General features: G+C 68.1%; 20 protein-coding genes and 1 tRNA gene. 6 read left to right on the forward strand and 15 right to left on the reverse strand.

Features of this window, described 5'->3' with window-relative positions; all coding sequences use genetic code 11:
* Positions 1-41 precede the first annotated feature (41 nt).
* The 8 genes from rnr to ruvX form a co-directional block, all read right to left on the reverse strand.
* The gene (rnr, locus tag JTJ31_RS18310) at positions 42-2,282 is read right to left on the reverse strand and encodes a ribonuclease R (RefSeq protein ID WP_207540173.1); all 2,241 of its coding nucleotides are present in this window, start codon (positions 2,280-2,282) and stop codon (positions 42-44) included.
* 4 nt (positions 2,283-2,286) lie between these two features.
* Positions 2,287-4,992 (reverse strand): type I DNA topoisomerase, encoded by a 2,706-nt coding sequence (gene topA, locus JTJ31_RS18315; RefSeq protein WP_207540174.1) that lies wholly within the window; start codon positions 4,990-4,992, stop codon positions 2,287-2,289.
* 19 nt (positions 4,993-5,011) lie between these two features.
* A complete protein-coding gene (dprA, locus tag JTJ31_RS18320; protein ID WP_328805774.1) occupies positions 5,012-6,073 on the reverse strand; it encodes a DNA-processing protein DprA in 1,062 nt (353 codons plus the stop codon).
* Positions 6,070-6,654, reverse strand: coding sequence for a glycerol-3-phosphate 1-O-acyltransferase PlsY (plsY, locus tag JTJ31_RS18325; RefSeq protein WP_457852413.1), 585 nt, complete (start codon positions 6,652-6,654; stop codon positions 6,070-6,072). Before plsY ends, dprA begins: the two co-directional genes overlap by 4 nt.
* Positions 6,654-7,922, reverse strand: coding sequence for a dihydroorotase (locus JTJ31_RS18330; protein ID WP_207540176.1), 1,269 nt, complete (start codon positions 7,920-7,922; stop codon positions 6,654-6,656). Before JTJ31_RS18330 ends, plsY begins: the two co-directional genes overlap by 1 nt.
* Positions 7,919-8,362, reverse strand: a complete 444-nt coding sequence (locus JTJ31_RS18335; RefSeq protein ID WP_207540177.1) for a GNAT family N-acetyltransferase — start codon at positions 8,360-8,362, stop codon at positions 7,919-7,921. The genes JTJ31_RS18330 and JTJ31_RS18335 overlap by 4 nt, the downstream gene beginning before the upstream one ends.
* Complete coding sequence (locus JTJ31_RS18340; protein ID WP_207540178.1) at positions 8,362-9,315, reverse strand: aspartate carbamoyltransferase catalytic subunit; 954 nt, start codon at positions 9,313-9,315, stop codon at positions 8,362-8,364. Before JTJ31_RS18340 ends, JTJ31_RS18335 begins: the two co-directional genes overlap by 1 nt.
* A 107-nt stretch (positions 9,316-9,422) precedes the next feature.
* The gene (ruvX, locus tag JTJ31_RS18345; RefSeq protein WP_207540179.1) at positions 9,423-9,890 is read right to left on the reverse strand and encodes a Holliday junction resolvase RuvX; all 468 of its coding nucleotides are present in this window, start codon (positions 9,888-9,890) and stop codon (positions 9,423-9,425) included.
* Between the two features lie 42 nt (positions 9,891-9,932).
* Here ruvX and gatC point away from each other — a divergent pair, with 42 nt between their 5' ends.
* The 3 genes from gatC to gatB are packed head-to-tail and all read left to right on the forward strand — an operon-like array spanning position 9,933 to position 13,122.
* A complete protein-coding gene (gene gatC, locus JTJ31_RS18350) occupies positions 9,933-10,226 on the forward strand; it encodes an Asp-tRNA(Asn)/Glu-tRNA(Gln) amidotransferase subunit GatC (protein ID WP_207540180.1) in 294 nt (97 codons plus the stop codon).
* A complete protein-coding gene (gatA, locus tag JTJ31_RS18355) occupies positions 10,226-11,686 on the forward strand; it encodes an Asp-tRNA(Asn)/Glu-tRNA(Gln) amidotransferase subunit GatA (protein WP_207540181.1) in 1,461 nt (486 codons plus the stop codon). The genes gatC and gatA overlap by 1 nt, the downstream gene beginning before the upstream one ends.
* Positions 11,683-13,122, forward strand: a complete 1,440-nt coding sequence (gene gatB, locus JTJ31_RS18360; RefSeq protein WP_207540182.1) for an Asp-tRNA(Asn)/Glu-tRNA(Gln) amidotransferase subunit GatB — start codon at positions 11,683-11,685, stop codon at positions 13,120-13,122. The genes gatA and gatB overlap by 4 nt, the downstream gene beginning before the upstream one ends.
* A 106-nt stretch (positions 13,123-13,228) precedes the next feature.
* Here gatB and JTJ31_RS18365 read toward each other — a convergent pair whose 3' ends face one another.
* Complete coding sequence (locus tag JTJ31_RS18365; RefSeq protein ID WP_207540183.1) at positions 13,229-13,489, reverse strand: hypothetical protein; 261 nt, start codon at positions 13,487-13,489, stop codon at positions 13,229-13,231.
* A gap of 69 nt (positions 13,490-13,558) precedes the next feature.
* Positions 13,559-13,861, reverse strand: coding sequence for a TM2 domain-containing protein (locus tag JTJ31_RS18370; protein WP_207540184.1), 303 nt, complete (start codon positions 13,859-13,861; stop codon positions 13,559-13,561).
* Positions 13,862-13,925: 64 nt separating this feature from the next.
* Between JTJ31_RS18370 and JTJ31_RS18375 the strand changes: the two genes are divergently transcribed.
* The 3 genes from JTJ31_RS18375 (at position 13,926) to JTJ31_RS18385 (ending at position 15,697) form a co-directional block, all read left to right on the forward strand.
* Positions 13,926-14,558: a glutathione S-transferase family protein gene (locus JTJ31_RS18375; RefSeq protein WP_207540185.1), complete on the forward strand. Its 633-nt coding sequence runs from the start codon at positions 13,926-13,928 to the stop codon at positions 14,556-14,558.
* Positions 14,559-14,630: 72 nt separating this feature from the next.
* A tRNA-Ser gene (locus JTJ31_RS18380) sits at positions 14,631-14,723 on the forward strand.
* A gap of 293 nt (positions 14,724-15,016) precedes the next feature.
* Complete coding sequence (locus JTJ31_RS18385) at positions 15,017-15,697, forward strand: PEP-CTERM sorting domain-containing protein (protein WP_207540186.1); 681 nt, start codon at positions 15,017-15,019, stop codon at positions 15,695-15,697.
* 388 nt (positions 15,698-16,085) lie between these two features.
* Here JTJ31_RS18385 and JTJ31_RS18390 read toward each other — a convergent pair whose 3' ends face one another.
* From JTJ31_RS18390 to JTJ31_RS18410, 5 genes are all read right to left on the reverse strand, one after another.
* Positions 16,086-17,264: a glutathionylspermidine synthase family protein gene (locus JTJ31_RS18390; protein WP_207540187.1), complete on the reverse strand. Its 1,179-nt coding sequence runs from the start codon at positions 17,262-17,264 to the stop codon at positions 16,086-16,088.
* Positions 17,265-17,271: 7 nt separating this feature from the next.
* Positions 17,272-17,943 carry a DUF1190 domain-containing protein gene (locus JTJ31_RS18395; protein ID WP_207540188.1) on the reverse strand — a complete coding sequence of 224 codons (672 nt, stop codon included), beginning with the start codon at positions 17,941-17,943 and terminating at the stop codon, positions 17,272-17,274.
* A gap of 14 nt (positions 17,944-17,957) precedes the next feature.
* Entirely contained in the window at positions 17,958-18,362 is a 405-nt protein-coding gene (locus JTJ31_RS18400) for a DUF350 domain-containing protein (RefSeq protein ID WP_207540189.1), read from the reverse strand.
* 485 nt (positions 18,363-18,847) lie between these two features.
* Positions 18,848-19,537, reverse strand: coding sequence for a hypothetical protein (locus JTJ31_RS18405; RefSeq protein ID WP_207540190.1), 690 nt, complete (start codon positions 19,535-19,537; stop codon positions 18,848-18,850).
* A gap of 340 nt (positions 19,538-19,877) precedes the next feature.
* Positions 19,878-21,113, reverse strand: a complete 1,236-nt coding sequence (locus JTJ31_RS18410) for a TMEM43 family protein (protein WP_207540191.1) — start codon at positions 21,111-21,113, stop codon at positions 19,878-19,880.
* Positions 21,114-21,299: the final 186 nt, after the last annotated feature.

Raw genomic sequence — 21,299 nt, forward strand, 5'->3', positions numbered from 1 at the left:
GGAAAATCGGAAAGGCGTTTCTAGCGCCCAAGACCCAGGGGTCAACCCTTTCTTCGGCGGTCCCGTCCCGTGATCCGTGCCGGGGCCCCGCCCATCTGGAGGTCGAAGACCAGAGAGCCGGTGGTCGGATTGGCCTCCCGCAGCCGGGCCTCGACCGGGTCGCCCAGGGACAGGATCTGGCGGGAGTGGCGGCCCAGGAGGCGGCGATTGCCCTCCTCCACCAGCCAATGGTCGTCGGGCAGGGCCTTCATCGGGACGAAGCCGCTGGCCCCCGTCTCCTCCAGCGTCACGAACAGGCCGAAGGGGTGGATGCCGGAGATGCGGGCGGCGAAGGTCGCCCCAACCTTGTCCGACAGGAAGGCGGTGAGGTAGCGGTCCACCGCATCCCGCTCCGCCTGGGCGGCGCGGCGCTCCGTCGCGGTGATGTGCTCGCCCGTCTCGACGAAGCGGGCGGCTTCCGCCTCCGTCAGCCCGTCCGTGCCGAGCTTCAGCCCCCGCACCAGGGCGCGGTGCACCAGCAAGTCGGCATACCGCCGGATCGGGCTGGTGAAATGGGCATAGCGGGCGAGGGCGAGGCCGAAATGCCCGATATTGTCTGGCTCGTACGCCGCCTGGGATTGCGAGCGCAGCACCGTCTCATGGACCATCCGCGCCTCGGGCCGCCCCTCCACCTGCTGGAGGAGGTTCGCGAAATCACCCGGGCGCAGTTGGCCCTGCGGGTTCAGCGACAATCCCAGCGTGGACAGGAACTCGCGCAGGGAGAGCAGCTTCTCCTCGCTCGGCGGCGCGTGGATCCGGTACATGCAGGGCTGGCCGAGCCGCTCCAGCTCCTCCGCCGCGCAGACATTGGCGGCGACCATGAACTCCTCGATCAGCCGGTGGCTATCGAGGCGCGGGCGGGGCGAGACGCCCAGCACCTTACCCTCCGGGCTGAGAACGACCTTGCGCTCCGGCAGGTCGAGATCGAGCGTGCCGCGCCGTTCCCGCGCCGCCAGCAGGGCGCGGAAGGCGCCGTAGAGCTGCCCGACATGGCCGCGCTCCAGCGCCTCCGGGTCGGTCCCGGCACCGTGATGCGCCTGGACCGACTCGTAGGTGAGCCGCGCGAAGGAGCGCATGAGGCCGCGCCCGAAGCGGTGTTCGGTCTTGGTGCCCGACTTGTCGAAGCGCATCTCGACGAAAAGGCAGCCGCGCTCCTCCTCCGGCTTCAGCGAGCACCAGCCATTGGAGAGTGCCTCGGGCAGCATGGGCACGACGCGGTCGGGGAAATACACGCTGTTGCCGCGTGCCCAGGCCTCGCGGTCCAGTGCCGAGCCCGTCTGCACGTAGTGCGCGACATCGGCGATGGCGACGACCACGCGCCAGCCCTCGCCATCCGGCTCGGCGAAGACGGCGTCGTCGAAGTCGCGCGCATCCTCGCCGTCGATCGTCACCAGCGGCAGGTCGCGCAGGTCGGTGCGCTTGCCCAGGGCAACGCCCCTTGCGCGCTTGGCCTCGGCCAGCGCCTCCTCCGGGAAGACGTCCGGAATGCCGTGCTGGTGAATGCAGATCAGGGAAATGGATCGCGCCTCCCCGGACATACCCAGCCGTTCCACCACCCGCGCCGGGCGCCGCCCGAAGCCGGAGGAGGGCAGGGCCTCGGCCAGCACGATCTCGCCATGCTCGGCACCGCCATGCTCGCCCTCGGGCACGTCCCATTCCGCCTTGTGGCGGCGGTCGGTGGGGGTGATGCGGCCCTTGTTGTAGATGCCAAGGACCCGCCGCGCCTCGCCCGCCGTGCCCAGGCGCTTCAGGGTGCGGCCCTCGTATTTCTCCCCGGTGATGTGGCGCAGCCGGGCCAGGACGCGCTCGCCCGGGGCGAGGGCAGGCTGCCCTCGCCGCTCCGCATGCATATAGATGACCGGCCGGCCCTCGCCGCCCCAGTTCACCGGCCGCGCGATGGCGTCGCCATCCGGGTCGGTCCCCGTGACTTCCACCACAGCCGTGTCGGGCAGGCGCTCTGGCGCACGCAGGGTGCGCTTGCCGACCGGGGCGGCGGCGCCCTCGGCCGTCATCTCGGAGAGGAGCTGGCGCAGCGCGGGGCGCATCTCGGTTGGCAGGCCGAAATGCCGGGCGATCTCCGTCTTGCCGACGCGGCCCTGCGCCTGGGCGAGGAAGGCGCGGATCTCGGCGCGGGAGGGCAGGGCGATGGCGCGCGGCGCCCCCTTTACCTTGGCGCGGGGGGCGCGGGTGGCCTTCGCCCCCGGCCGCGCTTTGTGGCCTTTCGCCGGGGGGCCGCGCCTCACCAAATCAGACCGCCTTCTTCGCGGAGGCGGCCTTGCGCGCCGCGGGCTTCTTGGCCGCCGCCGGCTTCTTCGCCGTGGCGGCAGCCGCCTTCCGGACCGGCGCCTTGCGGGGCGCGGCCTCGGCAGGCGCCTCGGCCTTTGCCGACTTCGCGGCCGGCTTGGCCTTGGCCGCGCCCTTGCGGCCCTTCAGCGGCGCCATCTCCTTGCCCTTCTCGGCCAGGAGGGTCACGGCCTCGTCCAGCGTCACCTGCTCCATCTCCGTCCCGCGCGGCAGATTCGCCACGCGCTTGCCATGCATGACGAAGGGGCCGAAGCGCCCGCGCCGCACCTCCACCGGGCCACCGCCCTTCGGGTGCTCGCCCAGCGTCACGCCGCGGGGCTTGGCATCGGCCAGCAACGCCACGGCGCGGTTCAGCCCGATCGTCAGGGGGTCGTCGTCCCGGTCGAGCGACTTGGACAAGTTCCCCATCTTCAGATACGGCCCGAAGCGGCCAAGGTTGCTCGTGATCTCTTCGCCGGCTTCCGGATGCACCCCGACGATGCGCGGCATGGAGAGCAGGGCGAGGGCGCGGTCGAGATCCATCCCCTCCGGGTCCGACCCGCGCGGCAGCGAGGCGCGGCGCGGCTTCACCGCCTTGCCCTTCGCATCCGTCGTCCCTTCGCCCAGCTGGACATAGACCCCATAGGGACCACGCCGCATCGTCACCTCTTCGCCCGTCGCCGGGTCGGTGCCGAGCACGCGGATGCCCTCCTGGAACCCGCCCCCGGACTCGCCCTCCGCCCCCGGCACGGCGAGCGGGCGGGTGTAGCGGCATTCGGGGTAGTTGGAGCAGCCGATGAAGGCGCCGGTCCGGCCCAGCCGCAGCCCGAGCCGCCCCGCGTTGCAGGCGGGGCAGAGGCGGGGATCGGTGCCGTCATCGGCGCGGCGCGGGAAGAAATGCGGCCCCAGCTCCTCATCCAGACGGTCGATCACGTCGCTGATCTTGAGGTCGGAGGTGGCGTCCAGCGCCCGGGCGAAATCCTCCCAGAAGCGGCGCATCACCGCGCGCCAGTCAGCCCGGCCGCCGGAGATGTCGTCCAGCTGCTCCTCGAGCCCGGCGGTGAAGCCGGTATCCACGTAGCGCTCGAAGTAGCTGACCAGGAAGGCGGTGACGAGGCGGCCGCGATCCTCCGGCACGAAGCGCTTGCGGTCGAGCCGCACGTACTCGCGGTCCTGCAGCACTTGGAGGATGGAGGCGTAGGTGGAGGGGCGGCCGATGCCCAGCTCCTCCAGCTTCTTCACCAGCGATGCCTCGGAATAGCGGGGCGGGGGCTGGGTGAAATGCTGCTCCGCCATCACCTCGCCACGCTTCAGCGGGTCCTTCTCGCGCATGGGCGGCAGGATGCGCGTCTCGTCGTCGTCATCCGCCACATCGTCGCGGTCTTCCTTGTAGAGCTTCAGGAACCCGTCGAAGGCGATCACGCTGCCCGTCGCGCGCAGCTTGGTGCGGCCCGACTTGTCGTCAATCTCGACGGTGGTCTGGTCCAGCTCGGCCGACTGCATCTGCGACGCGACGGCGCGCTTCCAGACCAGCTCGTAGAGGCGGCGCTGCTGCTCAGACAGGTAGCGGGCGACCTTTTCCGGCGTGCGGGATACGTCGGTCGGGCGGATTGCCTCGTGCGCCTCCTGCGCGTTCTTGGCGCGGGAGGAGTATTCGCGCGGGGCGCCCGGAACATAGTCCTCTCCGAAGGCGCCCTTGATGTGGGAACGCAGCTCCTGGATCGCCTCGCGCGCCATCTGCACGCCGTCGGTCCGCATATAGGTGATGAGGCCGACCGTCTCGCCGCCGATCTCCACCCCCTCATAAAGGGATTGGGCGGTGCGCATGGTCATCTGCGCGCCGAAGCCCAGCTTGCGGCTTGCCTCCTGCTGGAGGGTGCTGGTCTGGAAGGGCGGCGGCGGGTTACGGCGGACCCGGCGCTTCTCCACCGAGGCGACGCTGAACTCGCCCGCCTCGACGGCGGCCTTGGCGCGCATCGCCTTGGCCTCGTCGTTCAGGTCGAACTGGTCGAGCTTGCGTCCCTCGTGGTGCGTCAGCCGCGCGGTGAAGGGCGCGCCGGAGGGTGTGGCGAAGCGGGCCTGCACCGTCCAGTACTCGCGCGGGATGAAGCTCTCGATCTCTGCCTCGCGCTCGCAGATCAGACGCAGCGCGACGGACTGCACCCGGCCCGCGGAGCGGGAACCAGGCAGCTTGCGCCACAGCACCGGGGAGAGGCGGAACCCGACCAGGTAGTCCAGGGCGCGGCGCGCCAGGTAGGCCTCGATCAGCGGGGTGTCGAGCTCGCGCGGGTGGGCGATGGCGTGCTGGACGGCGCGCTTGGTGATCTCGTTGAAGGTGATGCGCGCGACCTTCTTGCCGCGCAGCGCGCCCTGGCGTTGCAGCATCTCCTGCACGTGCCAGGAAATCGCCTCGCCCTCGCGATCCGGGTCGGTGGCGAGATAGAGGCGGTCCGCCCCCTTCAGCGCCGAGGCGATGGCGCGGACCTGCTTCTGGCCGCGGTCATCCGCCTCCCAATCCATGGCGAAATCCTCCTCCGGCCGGACGGAGCCGTCCTTGGGGGGCAGGTCGCGCACATGGCCGAAGGAGGCGAGGACACGGAAGTCGGACCCCAGGTACTTCTCGATGGTCTTGGCCTTGGCAGGGCTTTCGACGACAACAACATTCGCCACGTTGCGATCCTTCAGGGCCTCAGGAGGCCAGCGCCACCCGGTTGCCGGGCAGGGTTTCGATTCGGCCCTCCAGTTCCAGATCGGTCAGAAGGGCCGCGAGTTCGGGCCGCGATAGCTGGCAGCGCCGTCCCAACTCGTCAACGGGCATGGGTGTTGCGCCAAGCATTTCAAGCACTTGCGCAGCGCATCCCAGAGTTGGAAGGGGCGCCGGCTCCTCCAGGCGGAGTTCCGGAAGCTCCATCTGGCGCAAGGTTGGGCGGCTCAGCGGCGCGTCCGGGAGGTGCAGCAGCACATCCTCCACCCCTTCTGTGAGGTGGGCGCCCTGGCGGATCAGGTCGTTGGCGCCATGGGAGCGCGGGTCGTGCGGGTGGCCCGGAACGGCGAAGATCTCCCGCCCTGCTTCCACCGCGAGGCGGGCGGTGATGAGCGTCCCGGATTGTCGGGCTGCCTCGATCACCACCACACCCAGCGACAGCCCGGCGACGATGCGGTTGCGGCGTGGAAAGTGCCGGGCGAGGGGCGCGGTGCCGAGCGGCGCCTCGCTGACCACCGCGCCGCCCTCCTCGACGATGCGGCGCTGCAGCTTCGCGTTCTCGCGCGGGTAGGGCACGTCCAGCCCGCCGGCGATGCAGGCGATTGTCGTGCCGGTCCGCAGCGCGCCCACATGGGCGGCGCCGTCAATGCCGCGCGCGAGACCGGAGATTACGGCGATGTCCTTCAGCGCCAGCGCCTCGGCCAGTTCCTCGGCGAAGCGGCAGCCATGGGCGGAGGCGTTGCGCGCCCCTACCAGCGCTACGCCGCGCAGGGCGAAGGGAGCGAGGGAGCCCTCTACCGCCAGGACATGCGGCGCGTCATCCAGCAGGGCGAGCAGGGGCGGATAGTCCGGGTCACCGGGAAACAGCAGCCGCGCCCCGCGCCGCTCCAGCGCCTCCATCTCCCGCCGCGCTGCGTCGCGGGAGAAGGCGCGCGGCCCGAGCGCCTCCAGCGCCGCCTCGGCGGAGCCGTGCCGGACCAGCAGGCGGCGCTGCATCACCGCCCCGACCCCCTCGGTGCGGGCGAGGCGGAGCCGCGCGAGGGTCACTTGCCCTCGCCGATCCGCGGCTCGGTCCCGGCACCCAGTCGCGCGATGTTTTCCCGGTGGCGCCAGAACACGATCGCGGCGACCAGCAACAGGGCAAGTGCCGTGCGCCCATCGGCAAAGACCAGCGCAGCAAGGGGCGACACCGCCATGGCGGTCAGGGCGCCGACGGAGGAGATGCGCGACAGCTTCGCCGCCACCAGCCAGGACAAGGCGGCGACGACGAAGACGGGCCAAGCCAAGCCGAGCATCACGCCTAGCGCCGTCGCCACACCCTTGCCGCCGCGGAAGCCGAGCCAGGGCGGGAAGCAATGGCCCAGCACCGCGGCCAGTGCGGCAAGCGGCGCCCATTCCGGACCGAAGAGCCAGCCTGCCAGCAGCACCGCCACGGTGCCCTTCAGTCCGTCCAGCAGCAGCGTCGCGGCCGCCAGCTTGCGGCTGCCGGTCCGCAGGACATTGGTCGCGCCGATATTGCCCGAGCCGATGGCGCGGATATCGCCCAGCCCCGCGGCACGGGTCAGGATCAGTCCGAAGGGAATGGACCCCAGCAGCGCGGCCAGGATCGCGGCGCCCAGCGCATCCATCATCCGAAGACCCGCCTCCCGCGCTTCCAGGTGCCGATGACGCAGCCCTCCAGCGCCCGCCCGTCGAAGGGCGAGTTCTGTGCCTTGCCCGGCAGCTTCCCGTCCCGCACCTGCCAGGCGCGGGTGGGATGGAAGAGGCACAGATCGGCCGGGGCGCCGGGGGCGATCCGCCCAGCCTCGATTCCCAGCAGCGCGGCGGGGCGGGAGGTCAGCAGCGCAATGGCCTCGGGAAGGGCGAGGTCGCCGGCATGGACGCGGGCCAGTGTGACCCCCAGCAGCGTCGCCAGCCCGGCCCCGCCCGGTGCGGCCTGGGCGAAGGGCAGGCGCTTGTCGTCCGCGTCGCGCGGCGTGTGATCGGAGGCGATGGCATCCACCGTCCCGTCCTTCAGCGCCGCCACCACCGCCAGCCGGTCCTCCTCTCGCCGCAGGGGCGGGGAAAGCTTGGCATAGGTGCGGAAGCCGCCGATCGCCGTCTCGTTCAGGTCGAAATAGGGCGGTGCGGTGTCGCAGGTGACGCGCAGCCCCTCCGCCTTGGCCTCGCGGATCAGGTCGAGCGCCGCGCCCGTGCTGACATGGGCGAAATGGACATGCCCGCCGGTCAGCTGCGCCAGGGCGATGTCGCGCGCCACCTGGATCGCCTCGGCCGCCGCCGGGATGCCGGGCAGGCCAAGGCGCGTCGCCAGCTCGCCCTCCGTCGCCGCGCCGGTCCCGGCGAGGGACGGTTCCTCCGGATGCTGCACCACCATGGCGCCGAAAGCGCGCGCATAGGACAAGGCGAGGCGCATGGTCCGGGCCGGGCCGATGGCGCGGGAGCCATCGGTGAAGCCGACCGCCCCTGCCTCGCGCAGCAGGCCGAATTCGGAGAGCTCCTTGCCTGCGCAGGACTTGGTCGCGGCGCCCCAGGGCAAGATGGTGAGCGAGCCGGTGGCTTCGCCGCGCCTGATCACGAATTCGACCAGCGCCGGGTCGTCCAGCGCCGGCTCCGTGTCCGGCAGAGTGCATAGCGTCGTGATGCCGCCCGAGGCGGCCGCCTCGGCGGCGCTGGCGATGGTCTCCCGGTGCTCCGCCCCCGGCTCGCCCACCGTGGCGCGCAGATCCACGAGGCCGGGGCACAGCACCGCGCCACCCGCATCCAGCGTCTCCGCCCCCTCCGAGGGAGCGCCGGTCAGGCTGGCGATGCGCCCATCCTCCACCAGCAGAGACCCGACCGCGTCGAGGCCCGAGGCCGGGTCCAGGATGCGCGCATTGGTGATGAGCAGCGGCGTCATGCGAGGCGCTTCTCCATGAAGACCCGGCGGAAGCCCTTCTCCTCGCCGCGATGCGTCTCGGCGTAGCCGAGCCTTGTGTAGAGGGCGATGTTCTCGGTCATCTTCTCGTTGGTGTAGAGCCAGACGCGGGGATGGCCGCGTCGTAGCGCCTCCTCCTCCACGAAGCGCAGCAGCTTTCGGCCAATCCCCTGGCCGCGCAGCGAGGCGGCAACGGCGATGTTGTCGAGCAGCAGCCCCTCCGGCGTGTCCTCCAGCACCAGCACGCCGAGGATCTGCCCGTCCTGCTCCTCCACCCAAGCCTGGCCGGCACGGATGCGCGCGGCGTAGTCGTCAGTCATCGGGAAGGGCTCGCGCCCCAGTCGCGGCACGTAATGGGCGTAGGCCCCGCGCACGAGGTCGTGCAGCGCCTCCGCCTCGCCGGCCTTCGCGAGGCGCGGCATCAGGCGTTGCGCCGCAGACGGCGGGACAGCACGTCCAGCACGGCCATGCGGACCGCGACGCCCATCTCCACCTGCTCGCCGATCACGGAGCGCGCGGGGTCGTCGGCCACGGCGCTGTCGATCTCGATGCCGCGGTTCATCGGGCCGGGATGCATGACGATGGCGTCGGGCTTGGCGACGGCAAGCTTGGCCGCGTCCAGGCCGAAGAAGCGGAAATACTCGCGGCTCGATGGGACGAGGCCGCCCGTCATGCGCTCCTTCTGCAGGCGCAGCATCATCACCACGTCGGTGCCCTCCAGCCCCGCACGCATGTCGTGGAACACTTCGACGCCGAGGCGGGCGCATTCACTTGGGATCAGCGTGGGCGGGCCAACGACGCGCAGCCGCGCCCCCATGGCGGAAAGCAGGTGGATGTTGGAGCGGGCGACGCGCGAATGCAAAACGTCGCCGCAGATCGAGACCACGAGTTCCTCCAGGCGGCCCTTGCGGCGCCGGATGGTCAGCGCGTCCAGCAGGGCCTGGGTCGGATGCTCATGCGTGCCGTCGCCGGCATTGATGACGGCCGCATCCACCTTCTGCGCCAGCAGCGCCGGCGCGCCGGACTGGCCGTGGCGCACCACCAGCAGGTCGGTGTTCATGGCATTCAGCGTCGCTGCCGTGTCCAGCAGCGTCTCGCCCTTGTTCACGCTGGAGGTGGAGACGGACATGTTCACGATGTCCGCGCCCAGTCGCTTGCCCGCCAGTTCAAAGGAGGTGCGGGTGCGAGTCGAATCCTCGAAGAACAGGTTGATGAGGGTGCGGCCCTTGAGCAGGTCGCGCTGCGTCTTCCCCTGACGGTTCAGCAGCGCGTAGCTCTCCGCGAGGTCGAGCAGGGCGGAGATATGTGGCGGTTCCAGCCCCTCGATGGCGAGGAGATGGCCGGTCGGAAGGATGGGAAAGGAAAAGCCGCTCATCGCTCCGCATCCCCGCCAACGTGCCCACGAGTCATCCCGTGCCCATCCCCTGCGCTGCCGAAGCTTGGTAGCGCGGGGAAGGCGGGTTGCCCAGGGCAGGGACCGGCTCACCCTGGGCGGGTTGCGTCCAGCGCGCCTTGCAGCATCCATGCGGCGGCGGCCGAATCCACCGCCGCCGCGCGTTTCTTCCGGGTCAGGTCGGCTTCCTGGATCATGGCGCGGTTCACCGCGGCGCTGGACAGCCGCTCATCCCACAGGGCGCAGAGCAGCCCTGTCGCCTCGGAGAGCGCCAGCGCCCAGTCTCCCGCCGCCTGGGCGGCCGGGCCGCGCGACCCGTCCATGGAAAGCGGATGACCCACCACCAGACCGCCCACGCCCATGGCCGCGGCGATGCGCGATATCTCCGCCGCATTGCGCGACAGCTTGTCCCGCTTCATCGGCGGATGGGGGGAGGCGAGCATGAGCGACACGTCGGTCAGCGCCAGCCCCACCGTCTTGCTGCCGAGGTCCAGCCCCAGCAGGCGCTGGCCGGGCGCGAGGCTTGCACGGAGGGACGCCATGGATAGAAGGGGCATGACCGGCCTTATGGCCCTCCTCTAGCGGAATTGGCGAATCCCATGTCGCTCGACGCCGAGACGGTGAAGCGCGTGGCCCGGCTGGCCCGGCTGCGCGTGGAAGAAAACGAGATCCCCGGCCTTCAGGCCGAGCTGAACGGCATCCTCGGCTGGGTGGAGCAACTCCAGTCCGTGGACACGGAAGGGGTGGAGCCGCTGGCGGGCGGCAATCCCGGTGGCGCGAGCCTACCCTGGCGCGAGGACCGCGTCTCCGATGGCGGGAAGGTGGACGAAGTGCTGGCCAACGCCCCGGACCGCGAGGGCGACTATTTCGGCGTGCCCAAGGTGGTGGAGTGATGCTGACCGAACTGACCGTCGCCGGCGCCCTCAAGGCGCTGAAATCGGGCGAGACGAACGCCGTCGAATTGGCCGAGGCGCATCTGCGCGCCATCGAGGCGCTGAACCCGCGCCTGAACGCCTATGTCACGCTGCATGCCGAACAGACGCTCGACGCGGCCCGCGAAAGCGACGCCCGCAAGCAGCGCGGCGCGCTGGAGGGTATTCCCCTCGGGTTGAAGGACCTGTTCTGCACCGAAGGCGTCCGGACCACGGCCGGGTCGAAGATCCTCGGCAACTTCGTGCCGCCCTATGAGAGCACGGTCACGGCGAAGCTGAAGGCGGCGGGCGCCGTCTCCCTCGGCAAGCTGAACCTGGACGAGTTCGCCATGGGCTCGACCAACAGCAACAGCGCGCACGGGCCGACGATCAACCCCTGGTCCTCCGACAACCGGAAGCTGGTGCCGGGAGGATCCTCCGGTGCATCGGCCGCGGCGGTCGCGGCGCGTCTGGCGCCCGGCACCATGGCGACGGATACGGGCGGCTCCATCCGCCAGCCCGCCGCTTTCTGCGGCGTCGCCGGCATCAAGCCGACCTACGGGCGCGTCTCGCGCTGGGGCATCATCGCCTATGCGTCCTCGCTTGATCAGGCGGGGCCGATGGCGCGCACGGTGGAGGATTGCGCCATCCTCCTGCGCGAGATGGCGGGGCACGACCCGAAGGACTCCACCAGCGCCGATGTGCCGGTGCCCGACTTCGCGACCGCTTGCGGCCGCTCGGTGAAGGGGATGCGGATCGGCGTGCCGGCGGAATACCGCCTGGAGGGTTTGTCGCCTGAGATTGCCCGCGTGTGGGACCAGGGGCTCGAATGGCTGAAGGAGGCGGGGGCGGAGATCGTCCCGATCTCTCTGCCGCACACGAAGCACGCTTTGGCCACCTACTACATCGTCGCGCCCGCCGAGGCGTCGTCCAACCTCGCGCGCTATGACGGCGTGCGTTACGGGCTGCGCGTGGCGGGGCAGGGCGACGGGCTGAACGACCTCTACGAGCGCAGCCGCGCCGCCGGCTTCGGGGCCGAGGTGCAGCGCCGCATCCTGATCGGCACCTATGTGCTAAGCGCCGGCTATTACGAGGCTTACTACCTGAAGGCCCAGAAGCTGCGCGCCCTGATCCGCCGCGACTTCGAGCAGGCCTGGGAAAGCTGCGACGCCATCCTGACGCCGGCCACCCCCACTGCCGCCTTCGCGCTGGATGACCAGCCGAGCGACCCGGTGACCATGTACCTGAACGACGTCTTCACCATCACCGCGAACCTCGCGGGCATCCCGGGCATTTCCGTCCCGGCCGGGCTCTCGGCCGAGGGGTTGCCGCTGGGCTTGCAGATCCTGGGCCGCCCCTTCGAGGAGGAGTCGCTCTTCGCTGCCGGCGCGGCGCTGGAGCGCGCGGCGAATTTCACCGCCAAGCCTGGAATGGTCGCATGAGCTACACGATCGACGGTTGGGAGCTGGTGATCGGGCTGGAGGTCCATGCCCAGGTCACCTCGCAGGCCAAGCTGTTCAGCGGCGCCGCCACCGCCTTCGGCGCGGCGCCGAACAGCCAGGTTTCCTTCGTGGATGCCGGGATGCCGGGGATGCTGCCCGTCATCAACGGCGAATGCGTGGCGCAGGCAGTGCGGACGGGGCTCGGCCTGAACGCGGAGATCCATCTTTGGTCCCGCTTCGACCGCAAGAACTACTTCTATGCCGACCTGCCGCAGGGCTACCAGATCAGCCAGTTCGCCCACCCCATCGTCGGCAAGGGCGAGGTGGAGATCACGCTGGCGGACGGTTCCACCAAGACGATCGGTATTACGCGCCTCCATCTGGAGCAGGATGCAGGCAAGTCGCTGCATGACCAGCACGCGGCCAAGTCCTTCATCGATCTCAACCGCTCCGGCGTCGCGCTGATGGAGATCGTCTCCGAGCCCGACATGCGCTCGCCGGAAGAGGCGGGGGCCTATCTGACCAAGCTGCGTCAGATCATGCGCTACTTGGGCACCTGCGACGGCAACATGGACGAGGGCTCGCTGCGCGCCGACGTCAATGTCTCCGTCCGCAAGCCGGGCGAGGGGTTCCGCACGCGCTGCGAGGTGAAGAACGTCAACTCGATCCGCTTCGTCATGCAGGCGGTGGAGGCCGAGGCACGCCGGCAGATCGAGGTCTGGGAATCCGGCGGCACGGTGGAGCAGGAGACGCGCCTCTTCGACACCGGGCGCGGCGTCACTCGCTCCATGCGCTCCAAGGAGGATGCGCATGACTACCGCTATTTCCCCGATCCGGACCTGCCGCCGCTGGTGTTCACGCAGGATTTCGTGGATGGGCTGAAGGCCGGTCTGCCGGAACTGCCGGATGCGCGGCGCGCGCGCTACGTCGCCATGGGGTTGTCGCCTTATGACGCGCATGTGCTGACGCTGGAAAAGGACACGGCCGTGTTCTTCGAGGAGGTCGCGCAGGGCCGCGACGCCAAGCTGGCCGCGAACTGGGTGACGGGCGACTACTTCGCCGCGCTGAACCGGCTGAAGCGCGACGTGTCGGACAGCCCGGTTTCGGCGCGCCACCTGGGGCGCCTGCTGGACCTGATCGCCGACGGCACGATCAGCGGCAAGATCGCCAAGGATGTGTTCGAGATCATGCTGGAGGCGGATGAGGATCCTGCCGCCATCGTCGAATCGCGCGGCCTGAAACAGGTGAAGGACACGGGCGCCATCGAGGCGGCGGCAGATGCGGTGCTGGCCGCGAATGCCGACAAGGTGGCCGAGTTCCGCTCCGGCAAGGATAAGTTGTTCGGCTTCTTCATCGGGCAGGTGATGAAGGCGATGCAGGGCAAGGGGAACCCGGCCCTGGTGAACGAGGTGCTGAAGGCGAAGCTTCAGGGCTGAGCTGAAGCATGATCGCCTGCGGCCTGGAGCTTGCGCTGACCTGATGATCTAGACCGGCTCCTCCGCAACGGGATGCGAAGGAACCGGTCTAGAACTTCGCACTGGCTCAGCTTTTCACCGGGCCGGAATCCTCGTCATCCTCGTCAACGCCCTCGTCGTCATCCTCATCGTCGTACTCCTCCTCTTCGTCATCGGCGTCGAGGATGAGGGCCCCACGCACGGTGGCGAGGCAGGCTGAATAGGTTTCCAGGATCCAGGCGCGGTCCACATCCGCATCCTCGTCCTTTTCCATGATGAGCTTGAGCAGGGCGAGGGCCACGGCCTCCTCGCTGTCACCCTCGATCTCAATCTTGATGTCGGCGGCCATCTTCTCCCTCCTTCGACGTCACGGGAAGCTTGTCCAACGCGCGGCGCCTCCGAGCGCTGCCTTGTGGGGTCAGCGGCGCAGCGTGTCGATCAGGCGTTGATCCGCGCTGCGCGCCATGCCCGGAATGAGCAGCGCGTCGAGCATCCACCAGAGGAAGATCAGCCCCAGCCCGGCATAGCCGATGAAAACGAAGGTCAGCACCCAGGACAGGGCGAAGATGCCGAGCATCACCACGCCCGACACCCAGCGTCCGAGATACATGCGGTGAACGCCCCCATAGCCCAGCAGGAACCAGATCACGTAGGCGGCGACCAGCGACTTGCGGTTCGCATCGAAGCGCATGCGGGCCAGGGCATCGTCGGACGGGGGCATCTGTGCCTTCCAGTTCTTGAAGCCTAGGATATGGGAAAGCCACAAGCTGCAAGGAAGACCCCGCATGGCGATCGAGCTCTGGACCTGGAACACCCCCAATGGCCGCAAGATCAGCGTGGCCCTGGAGGAGATGGGACTGCCCTACACGGTGAAGACCGTGAACATCAGCAAGGACGAGCAGTTCAATCCGGAGTTCCTCGCCTTCTCGCCCAATAATCGCATTCCGGCGATCAAGGATCCGGACGGGCCGGGCGGGAAGCCGATCACGGTGTTCGAGAGCGGCGCGATCCTCCTCTACCTGGGCGAGAAGACGGGACGCTTCCTGCCCCGCGACCTGCGCGAGCGCGTTCCGGTCCTGGAATGGCTGATGTGGCAGATGGGCGGCTTCGGCCCGATGCCGGGGCAGGTGCACCACTTCCTGATGCAGCCCGAGGGGCCGGCGCGCGACTACGGCTTCAACCGCTACCACAAGGAAACCAAGCGCCTCTACGGCGTGCTGGACCGGCGCCTCGCTGGGCGGGATTTCGTGGCGACGGACGGCGAGCCGTCGGTGGCTGACTTCTCCATCCTCGGCTGGGCCTGGCGGCACGAGCGGCACCAGGTCCCACTCGACGAACTGCCCAACGTGGCCGCCTGGTATGAGCGTATGATGGCCCGTCCCGCGACCCAGCGCGGTTTTGAGGTGCCGCTGTCCTGATACGAGGTTTGACGCGGCGGGGCCCCGCCTGTATCAGGGCGGGGCATACGCCGTGTGACTTTCCACTCCTGCGGAGGGGTGGCCGAGTGGCCGAAGGCGGCGGTTTGCTAAACCGTTAGACGGGGATAACCCGTCTCGTGGGTTCGAATCCCATCCCCTCCGCCAGTTCTCATCTTAAATCTCTGATTTTATTGAGTAAATTTCCGAAGGGCGCCTGCCGATCCACAAGAGGCGCGGACAGGCTAGCGCTTGAAAGACCGGGGCTCTCGCCGCAGAACGGTTGAGGGCTATTCTCTCAGATCACCTGCAGTCGAATGCTTGGTTTGGTTGTGGCGCGCTTGATTGACCGCAGCCGTGCCAACCCAAGCCTGCTACGTTGCCTCGGCTTGCGCTTGAAAATCGGTGACCGGTTGGGGTACCGTTTCGGTGTGAGTTGGTGGCCCAGGCGGGCAACTCCGATGCAACCGAACTTAAGTGCATGCGTGGCCGTACTGGCCGTAGCATTCGTCGGTGCACTGACGCCGACGCAGGCAGACACGATCCACCCGGGTGGCGATCCCCCAGCGAACATGCTGCTGTCTCCGGAGCCAGCGGTTTGGCAGGTCTTTGCCAATGGGCTCGGCTACAACGGCATGGTGCTTCATCCCAGAGACCAGGACGATCCCCCGCGCCCGGGCCAACAGGCGCGCGGTGTCGTTGATCCAGACGGCGCCGATCTGCAGTACTGGAACTTCCATCTGATGAATGGGTACTCGGTCGCCTGGACCGATCTGCATTTTCGGATCGTCGGCGACTTTGTTGGTTGCCTTTCGACCGGCTCGGGCAGCGGTGGATCTCTCGCCGGGACGATCATCGCTGACGTCAACGTGGCCGACCGCACCGAACGGGGTGTTGGCGGCGCCACTGACCGCGAACGCCGCTGCTTGGAATATGATGTGTTTTTCGCCCGTGGTAAGGAAGTCCTTCCCGGAGGCGTTGCCGTCATCACCGTGACGACCGAGAACTTGAGCCGTGTAGTTCCCAACTACCACCTTGAGGTCAGGCCAACTTTCGCGGTTTCGGAGCCTGGCACTTTTGCCTTAATGGTCACCGGATTGGTTGCGCTTGGAGCGCTTGCTCGCCGGCGGCGCTTCAGCTGATAGTCTGCGGTAGAGCTTCCTCGGATGCAGTGGGCGAAAGGCGGTGCCGGAGATGCAAGTCCCAGCGGCGCCTAGAGCTGTAGTCGGCAACGCCACTTCCTTCCTCTGCCTTCGAGCGCACTCCTCCAGTTCGAACTGGGCCTCCACTGGCGCCCAGTCCACGCACCATGGAGCGTACCAGCTGGCGCGATCACCCGCGGGATCATCGTACCTAGCGCTTTGGGCTCTGCACTGGTCGAGGTAGCGGACGTCAATCCTGCGCAACGAAGTGGGTCGCGCCTTTAGTGGCGCGGCTGGACTGATAGGGCCGACAGGGAACGGGGCGTCTGCCAGCTCGACTGGCAGCTCCGCTGCCCGGCGGAGATCAGTGCCCTCCCGGCGGCCGGCCTCACCCCATCAGGTGAGGCACGACCCGCGAACCATCGCGCATGATCAGGGTCCGGGCCTCGCGAAAGATGATCCCCCCGGTTTCGCCCTCGCCCACGACCCAGGAGCCGATGACGGCGTTCCAGCCATCCTTCTGGGACAGCCGGGTGCAGGCTTGGGTGATCCAGCGGGCCTTGGCAGTGCCGTACTCGCCCGGCGTCGCTTCCACGACCTTGCCGTTCTGCGTCATGCGGATGTTCTGCCCCTCACGCCCGAGACAGGGCTTCTCGACCCACTGGCCCATCTTTTCGCCATGTCGGCCGAGAAAGGCTGGCAGGATGTGAGGATGGTCGGGGAACATTTCATGCAGTAACGCCAGGATGGCCTTGTCGGATAGGGCGGCCTTCCAGGGCGGCTCCAGCACGCCCTGGGCACGCGAGGCGAGGAGGGGACCGAATTCGTCGCGGATCGCCCATTCCCAGGGATAGAGCTTGTGCAGGAAGGCGATGCGGTTGTTGTCCTCGTCGAGGAGCTGCGTGCCGTCTGATCCGATCTGTCCGAGGTCGAGACCGATCGCCGTGATGCCGGCCTGCCGCGCCAGATCCTGCCAATAGATGCTGTGAAGGGCCTCTTCGACGAGGTGGAGATAGGCGGCAAAGTGAATAGGCGCGCCGCCGGTGCGCAGGGCGAGGTCCTTGAAGCGGACCAACAGCTTCTCGTGCAACGAGTTGAACTGGTCGCTGCCGGGAAAGCAGTCCTCCAGCCAGTTCCATTGCACGAGAGCCGTCTCGATGCAGAGCGTGGGCGTGTCAGCGTTGATCTCGAGAAGCTTCACCGCGCCGCGCTCGTCGTCGAATGCGAGGTCCATGCGCCCCATGAGGGCAGGGTCGCGGTCGCGCCAGGAGGCCCTGGCGGCGTCGATGAACCATTGCGGCCAGCCCCACTCCGACTGTAGCCGGGATGGGGCGCGGGTCATCAGGAAGTCCAGCGCGTCGAGGCAGCGATTGTGGAGTTCAGCCGTGGCGTCGTCCAGCAGATCAGCCTCGGCCTCGCTGATCTTCCAGAAGGCGCCTTCGTGCCACCATAGCCCGCCGCCCTTCTGGGTCTGGGCGGGGTCCTCGCCGTGGGAGTGGTAGGCAAGGCCGTAATGCGCGACGCGCTGCGCCCAATCCTGGCGCGGCGCGATCTCGATGCGCTCCACCGTGCCCTCAGGAGGCGGCGGAGGAGGAGAAGCTGCGGCCCGTCGCGCCGAGGCCGCCATGGCTCACGCTGGAGAACGCTGGGCGCGGGCGCATGGCGGCTTCGGCGAGGCGGATCTGGCCGTTCGTCGTCGGCTGGAAGCGCGTGCCGCGCGACAGGTCGCCGCGGGTGGCACCCACCGGGGTGCTGGAGGAGCCGGTGTAGAAGGAGTGGATGTATGATGAACTGCTGCCGCCGCTGCGGCGTGCGGGCTCGCAGAGGCCTTGCCGACGGTCAGGCTCTGGGCAGGTTTCGTTCGTGGGCCGGCCGGCATAGACCGGCATCAACCCGCGCCCGGCCGAGGCACCGGTGATCGCGCCGGCGACGATGCCCGCCATGATGGGAATGGCGATGTTGCGCCCCATCTCGTCGCGGATCATCTGGCATTCATTGCCGCCCGTGGCCTCGCGGCACGCCTCCTGGGAGGTAAAGCGGGGCGCGCTGACAGCGTGCTCGACGGAGGCGTGCTGGAAGGCCGAAGCACATTCCGAGGCTGCGTCCTGGCCGAAGGCTGTGGTGCAGGAGGCGGTGTCGGGAAAGAAGTTCTCGGACGAAGGGTCGGGCCCGTTGTTGTCGCACGCGGCGAGCGCCAGCGAAGCGCTGGCGAGGATTGTGATCTGGATGGAGCGGGAGCGACGCATGGCAGGGCTCGCAGTCAGGAGATCATCGTAGCGGCATTCAGGATGCCGGCGGAAAGCGAGATCGTGGCCATCAGAATGGCGGAAGCGAGGTCGCCCTTCTCCATGCGCTCTCGCAAGCCACGCCCCAGCAGAATTCGCGAGACGGCGAGCGCCGTGAGCTGGACCAGCAATCCGATCAGCCCCCAGATCAGGAAGTCGGTCCGGTTGAGCGCACTGGTCATCACTGCGGCGAGTACCAGCGAGTAGCCGAGCACCGAGCCGGAATAGGCGATGGCGACGGCGGTGTTGCCGGCCCGGATCATCCGCAGCTCTGGCCAGGGCGTGATCTGCTTCAGGATCGCCAGGAAGACCGCGAGCATGCCCGCGGCGATGGGGAACCAGGTCAGGAAGCTCGGAAGGGTGGAAAGATAGCCGGGCATGGATCTCTGCTGTATGGCTGGGTCTTGTTCGGAATGATGTGCGGGTGCGCTCCTGCGTTAAGGCGGCTGAACAGCCTTGATCCGCAGCATCGGTCGGTCCCTCCCATTGATGCTGTGATTGGAGAGGTGCTCCGCCTTCACGCGCAATCCCGGAGAAACACGCATCCAAGGAACGCTATGCAGGACTGTGGACGAGCTCCGACACGCATGAGCCCACCAGCGGCGTGATCGTGTTCGGCGCTTAAAGATGCTGTCCGTCGAAGGGGTCTCCGATGCGTGCCCTGCAGGCAGTGTCGACCTTTTCGCAGTGGATCTCGGACCTTGGGCAGTGGTAGCGCGGGACGCCCTCGCGCCTACTTGTTCGCTTAGGACAAGGAAAACTGACTTGAGCCTGCCTGGGAGCCGCAAGCCAAATGCAAAAGCGGCCCTGGCTCGTGAGAGCCAGGGCCACCCTGTTTCACACCGCTCGAGAAAGCGGCTTGTGCTTAGGCAGCAACCTTGCGGCGAACCGCGGCGAGGCCGAGCAGGCCGATACCCAGGAAGGCCAGACCAGCCGGCGCCGGCACGGCTACCTCGGACGCGCTCGCATTGCCGCTGACGCTCGCCGTGAAGCTGCAGATCGTCGAGCCGCAAATGCCGAGCGCCTGAGACAGTGCCGTGAAGGTGAAGCCAATGGAGGACGGATCGCCGAGCTTGGAGGCCGGGATCTGATCGGAGGTGAAGCTCACGGAGCCCGGCGGATCCGTCGCGACCAGGGCAGCCTGGAAGCCCCCATTGGGTCCAGCGACACGCGAGCCGGCCAGGGCGATGTCGGCGAAGCTGCCCGACAGGTAGTTGATGCCGGTGCCGCCCAAGCCCGAGGTGATGCTGAAGGTCCCAGCAAAAGCCTGGAAGACATCAGTCCCCAGAACGAGCGACGCGGCGCCCGTGCTGGTCGCATTCAGGTTCAGGTAGGCCTGGAAGGGCGTCGGCGTGCCGTCCGCGTAGCCCGAGACCGTGATCGCCACATCCGTCCCGCCCAGCGTCGTCGCCGTGTTGCCGCCGTTGGCGGTGGCCGTGATCGTATTGGAGGTCGAGTCCTGGGCGAAGGCGATGATCGTGATCGGCGCCGCCTGGGCCAAGGCGCTCAGGCCAAGAAAGGCGGCGGTCGTCGTCAGTAGTGCCAGCTTCTTCATGTTTTTAGCCATCCTGGGACCGGGGTGCCGTCAAGGTTTTTCAACGAGCGGTCCAGCCCGTTTGGCTATTCCTCAAGCAAGTGCCGTGCCAGAGCGGTAACTTCTTGTTCGAACTCAGTATTTGCCCGTTCTGACTTGTGCCTTCAGCAGGCCGTAAAGAAGGCCGACAAGGCCCAATTCATCGCATAACAGGCCCAGGCATTCGTCTTGTGGGATTGTCGCCTCGCCGGCGACGCAGCGCCCGCTGCTCCGCGTGCAGGCGGCGCCCAATGGTCGGCTACGCCCCTTGCTGCGAGCACTCGCCTGGAAGACGACGCGCCCGCCCCGCCGGCTCGAGCATTCAGGAGGCGGTGGCAGCACCGCCCGTGCGCGGCAAGGCTGCCTTGGCTGAGGCACGTCGCTTCAGCAGCCGCGCAACACCGAACGTGATCGCCAAGCCCAGGGCGAGAACCAAGCCGCCGACAAGCGGGCGATAGGCGAACCATGCCACCGCAATCACAAGCGGCCCGAACAGTGCGGTCAAAAGAAGCGCAGCCAAGCCTGCCGCGAAACCCACGAGCGCTCCCAGTGGCGGGATCACGCTGGCGAACACGGAAAGCGGGCCAAAGATCAGCATGAAGCCCAGGAACATCACGACAAGACCGGCGGCCCGCAGGATCCAGGTCAGGATTTGGTTGAACTGCTCAGCCGCCTGGATCATGGCCTCCGGAGGGAGAGTGCCGGGCCGGAGCAGGAAAAGCCTGTCGCCAGCATGGGTCTGGTAAGGCGCAAAGCCTTCACCCGCCTGCTGCGCGATGAGGCTCGCGGGACCCGAGGGAACCAACGAAAAGGTGATGCGGAGATCGCCGACTTGCGGCGCCGCAGGGTCGCCCACGAAGACTTGGCCATCTATGACTTGCTGACGCGGGCGATCCGTCAGGGCGGAGGGATCCGGCGCAAGGCGCTGGGGGTTCCCGAAGCCTTGGATGTGCTCCTCCGACACCACATAGGGACCGAGCCGCGCGTTCGTTGCCACGAACTCGCGGGAAGAAAGGTTCATTGGGGGATTGCGGTGCCCCTCGATCTGCCGAAACCGGTTGCTGTCGATCGCGGAGGACGACCATTCGCGGCTGTAGCTGTAGGTGGTCACGGTCTCCTGACCGCCGCCGACCCGCGTGCGCGTCTCGGAGTGCTGCCTCTCGCGCCACTGATACATCTCGACCCTGCGGACAAGGCGGATCGCGTTGGGCGCCGCGACACCGAACTCCGGGTCCTTCAGCGTGCTCGAAGCGGTCAGCGGCGCTGAGACATAAACGAGCCTCCCCTCAAGCGCAGGATCCACCCGATCCGCGGGGGCAGAGACGACGGCGCCGCCGCCCTCGGTCAGCGAACGGGCTGTCTGCACCGCACGGCCTTCGTTCCAGAAGAGCAGCCAGCCCGAAGCGGGGATCAGGACAAGGCCGATGAGAATGCCGAAGAGGGCGCCCAAGGCCCGCTGCCAGAACGATGTGTGCGTCGTCTCCGTGAAGGAGGCCGACATCGGCTCCGTCCAGCTCTCACCAGTGGAACCGCCATCGTCCGGGGCACTGTCCGACATCGGTCATTCCTTCTTGCAGGGTGCGTGTCATTGAGACCGCGCAACAATTCTTCCTCCCCGCAAACCCTCCCGCAATATCCGTCATTCTCCGAGGTCTAAAATTTGCGGGCCGGCGCTGCATGAGCAGCGTCGGCCTTCGGTCCCGCGTGTCCGGTCCGTACGGTCGGCCAATGTCAGGGCAGGACC

Origin of the sequence: Sabulicella rubraurantiaca, assembly GCF_017355885.1 — a bacterium.
Taxonomy (GTDB): Bacteria; Pseudomonadota; Alphaproteobacteria; order Acetobacterales; family Acetobacteraceae; genus Roseococcus; species Roseococcus rubraurantiacus.

Coding starts and splice junctions, on each gene's coding strand:
- plsY (WP_457852413.1), bottom strand. CDS start 6,654: ATGGATGCGCTGGGCGCCGCGATCCTGGCCGCGCTGCTGGGGTCCATT.
- JTJ31_RS18330 (WP_207540176.1), bottom strand. CDS start 7,922: ATGACGCCGCTGCTCATCACCAATGCGCGCATCCTGGACCCGGCCTCG.
- JTJ31_RS18335 (WP_207540177.1), bottom strand. CDS start 8,362: ATGCCGCGCCTCGCGAAGGCCGGCGAGGCGGAGGCGCTGCACGACCTC.
- JTJ31_RS18340 (WP_207540178.1), bottom strand. CDS start 9,315: ATGAGCGGCTTTTCCTTTCCCATCCTTCCGACCGGCCATCTCCTCGCC.
- ruvX (WP_207540179.1), bottom strand. CDS start 9,890: ATGCCCCTTCTATCCATGGCGTCCCTCCGTGCAAGCCTCGCGCCCGGC.
- gatC (WP_207540180.1), top strand. CDS start 9,933: ATGTCGCTCGACGCCGAGACGGTGAAGCGCGTGGCCCGGCTGGCCCGG.
- gatA (WP_207540181.1), top strand. CDS start 10,226: ATGCTGACCGAACTGACCGTCGCCGGCGCCCTCAAGGCGCTGAAATCG.
- gatB (WP_207540182.1), top strand. CDS start 11,683: ATGAGCTACACGATCGACGGTTGGGAGCTGGTGATCGGGCTGGAGGTC.
- JTJ31_RS18365 (WP_207540183.1), bottom strand. CDS start 13,489: ATGGCCGCCGACATCAAGATTGAGATCGAGGGTGACAGCGAGGAGGCC.
- JTJ31_RS18370 (WP_207540184.1), bottom strand. CDS start 13,861: ATGCCCCCGTCCGACGATGCCCTGGCCCGCATGCGCTTCGATGCGAAC.
- JTJ31_RS18375 (WP_207540185.1), top strand. CDS start 13,926: ATGGCGATCGAGCTCTGGACCTGGAACACCCCCAATGGCCGCAAGATC.
- JTJ31_RS18385 (WP_207540186.1), top strand. CDS start 15,017: ATGCAACCGAACTTAAGTGCATGCGTGGCCGTACTGGCCGTAGCATTC.
- JTJ31_RS18395 (WP_207540188.1), bottom strand. CDS start 17,943: ATGCGTCGCTCCCGCTCCATCCAGATCACAATCCTCGCCAGCGCTTCG.
- JTJ31_RS18400 (WP_207540189.1), bottom strand. CDS start 18,362: ATGCCCGGCTATCTTTCCACCCTTCCGAGCTTCCTGACCTGGTTCCCC.
- JTJ31_RS18405 (WP_207540190.1), bottom strand. CDS start 19,537: ATGAAGAAGCTGGCACTACTGACGACGACCGCCGCCTTTCTTGGCCTG.
- JTJ31_RS18410 (WP_207540191.1), bottom strand. CDS start 21,113: ATGTCGGACAGTGCCCCGGACGATGGCGGTTCCACTGGTGAGAGCTGG.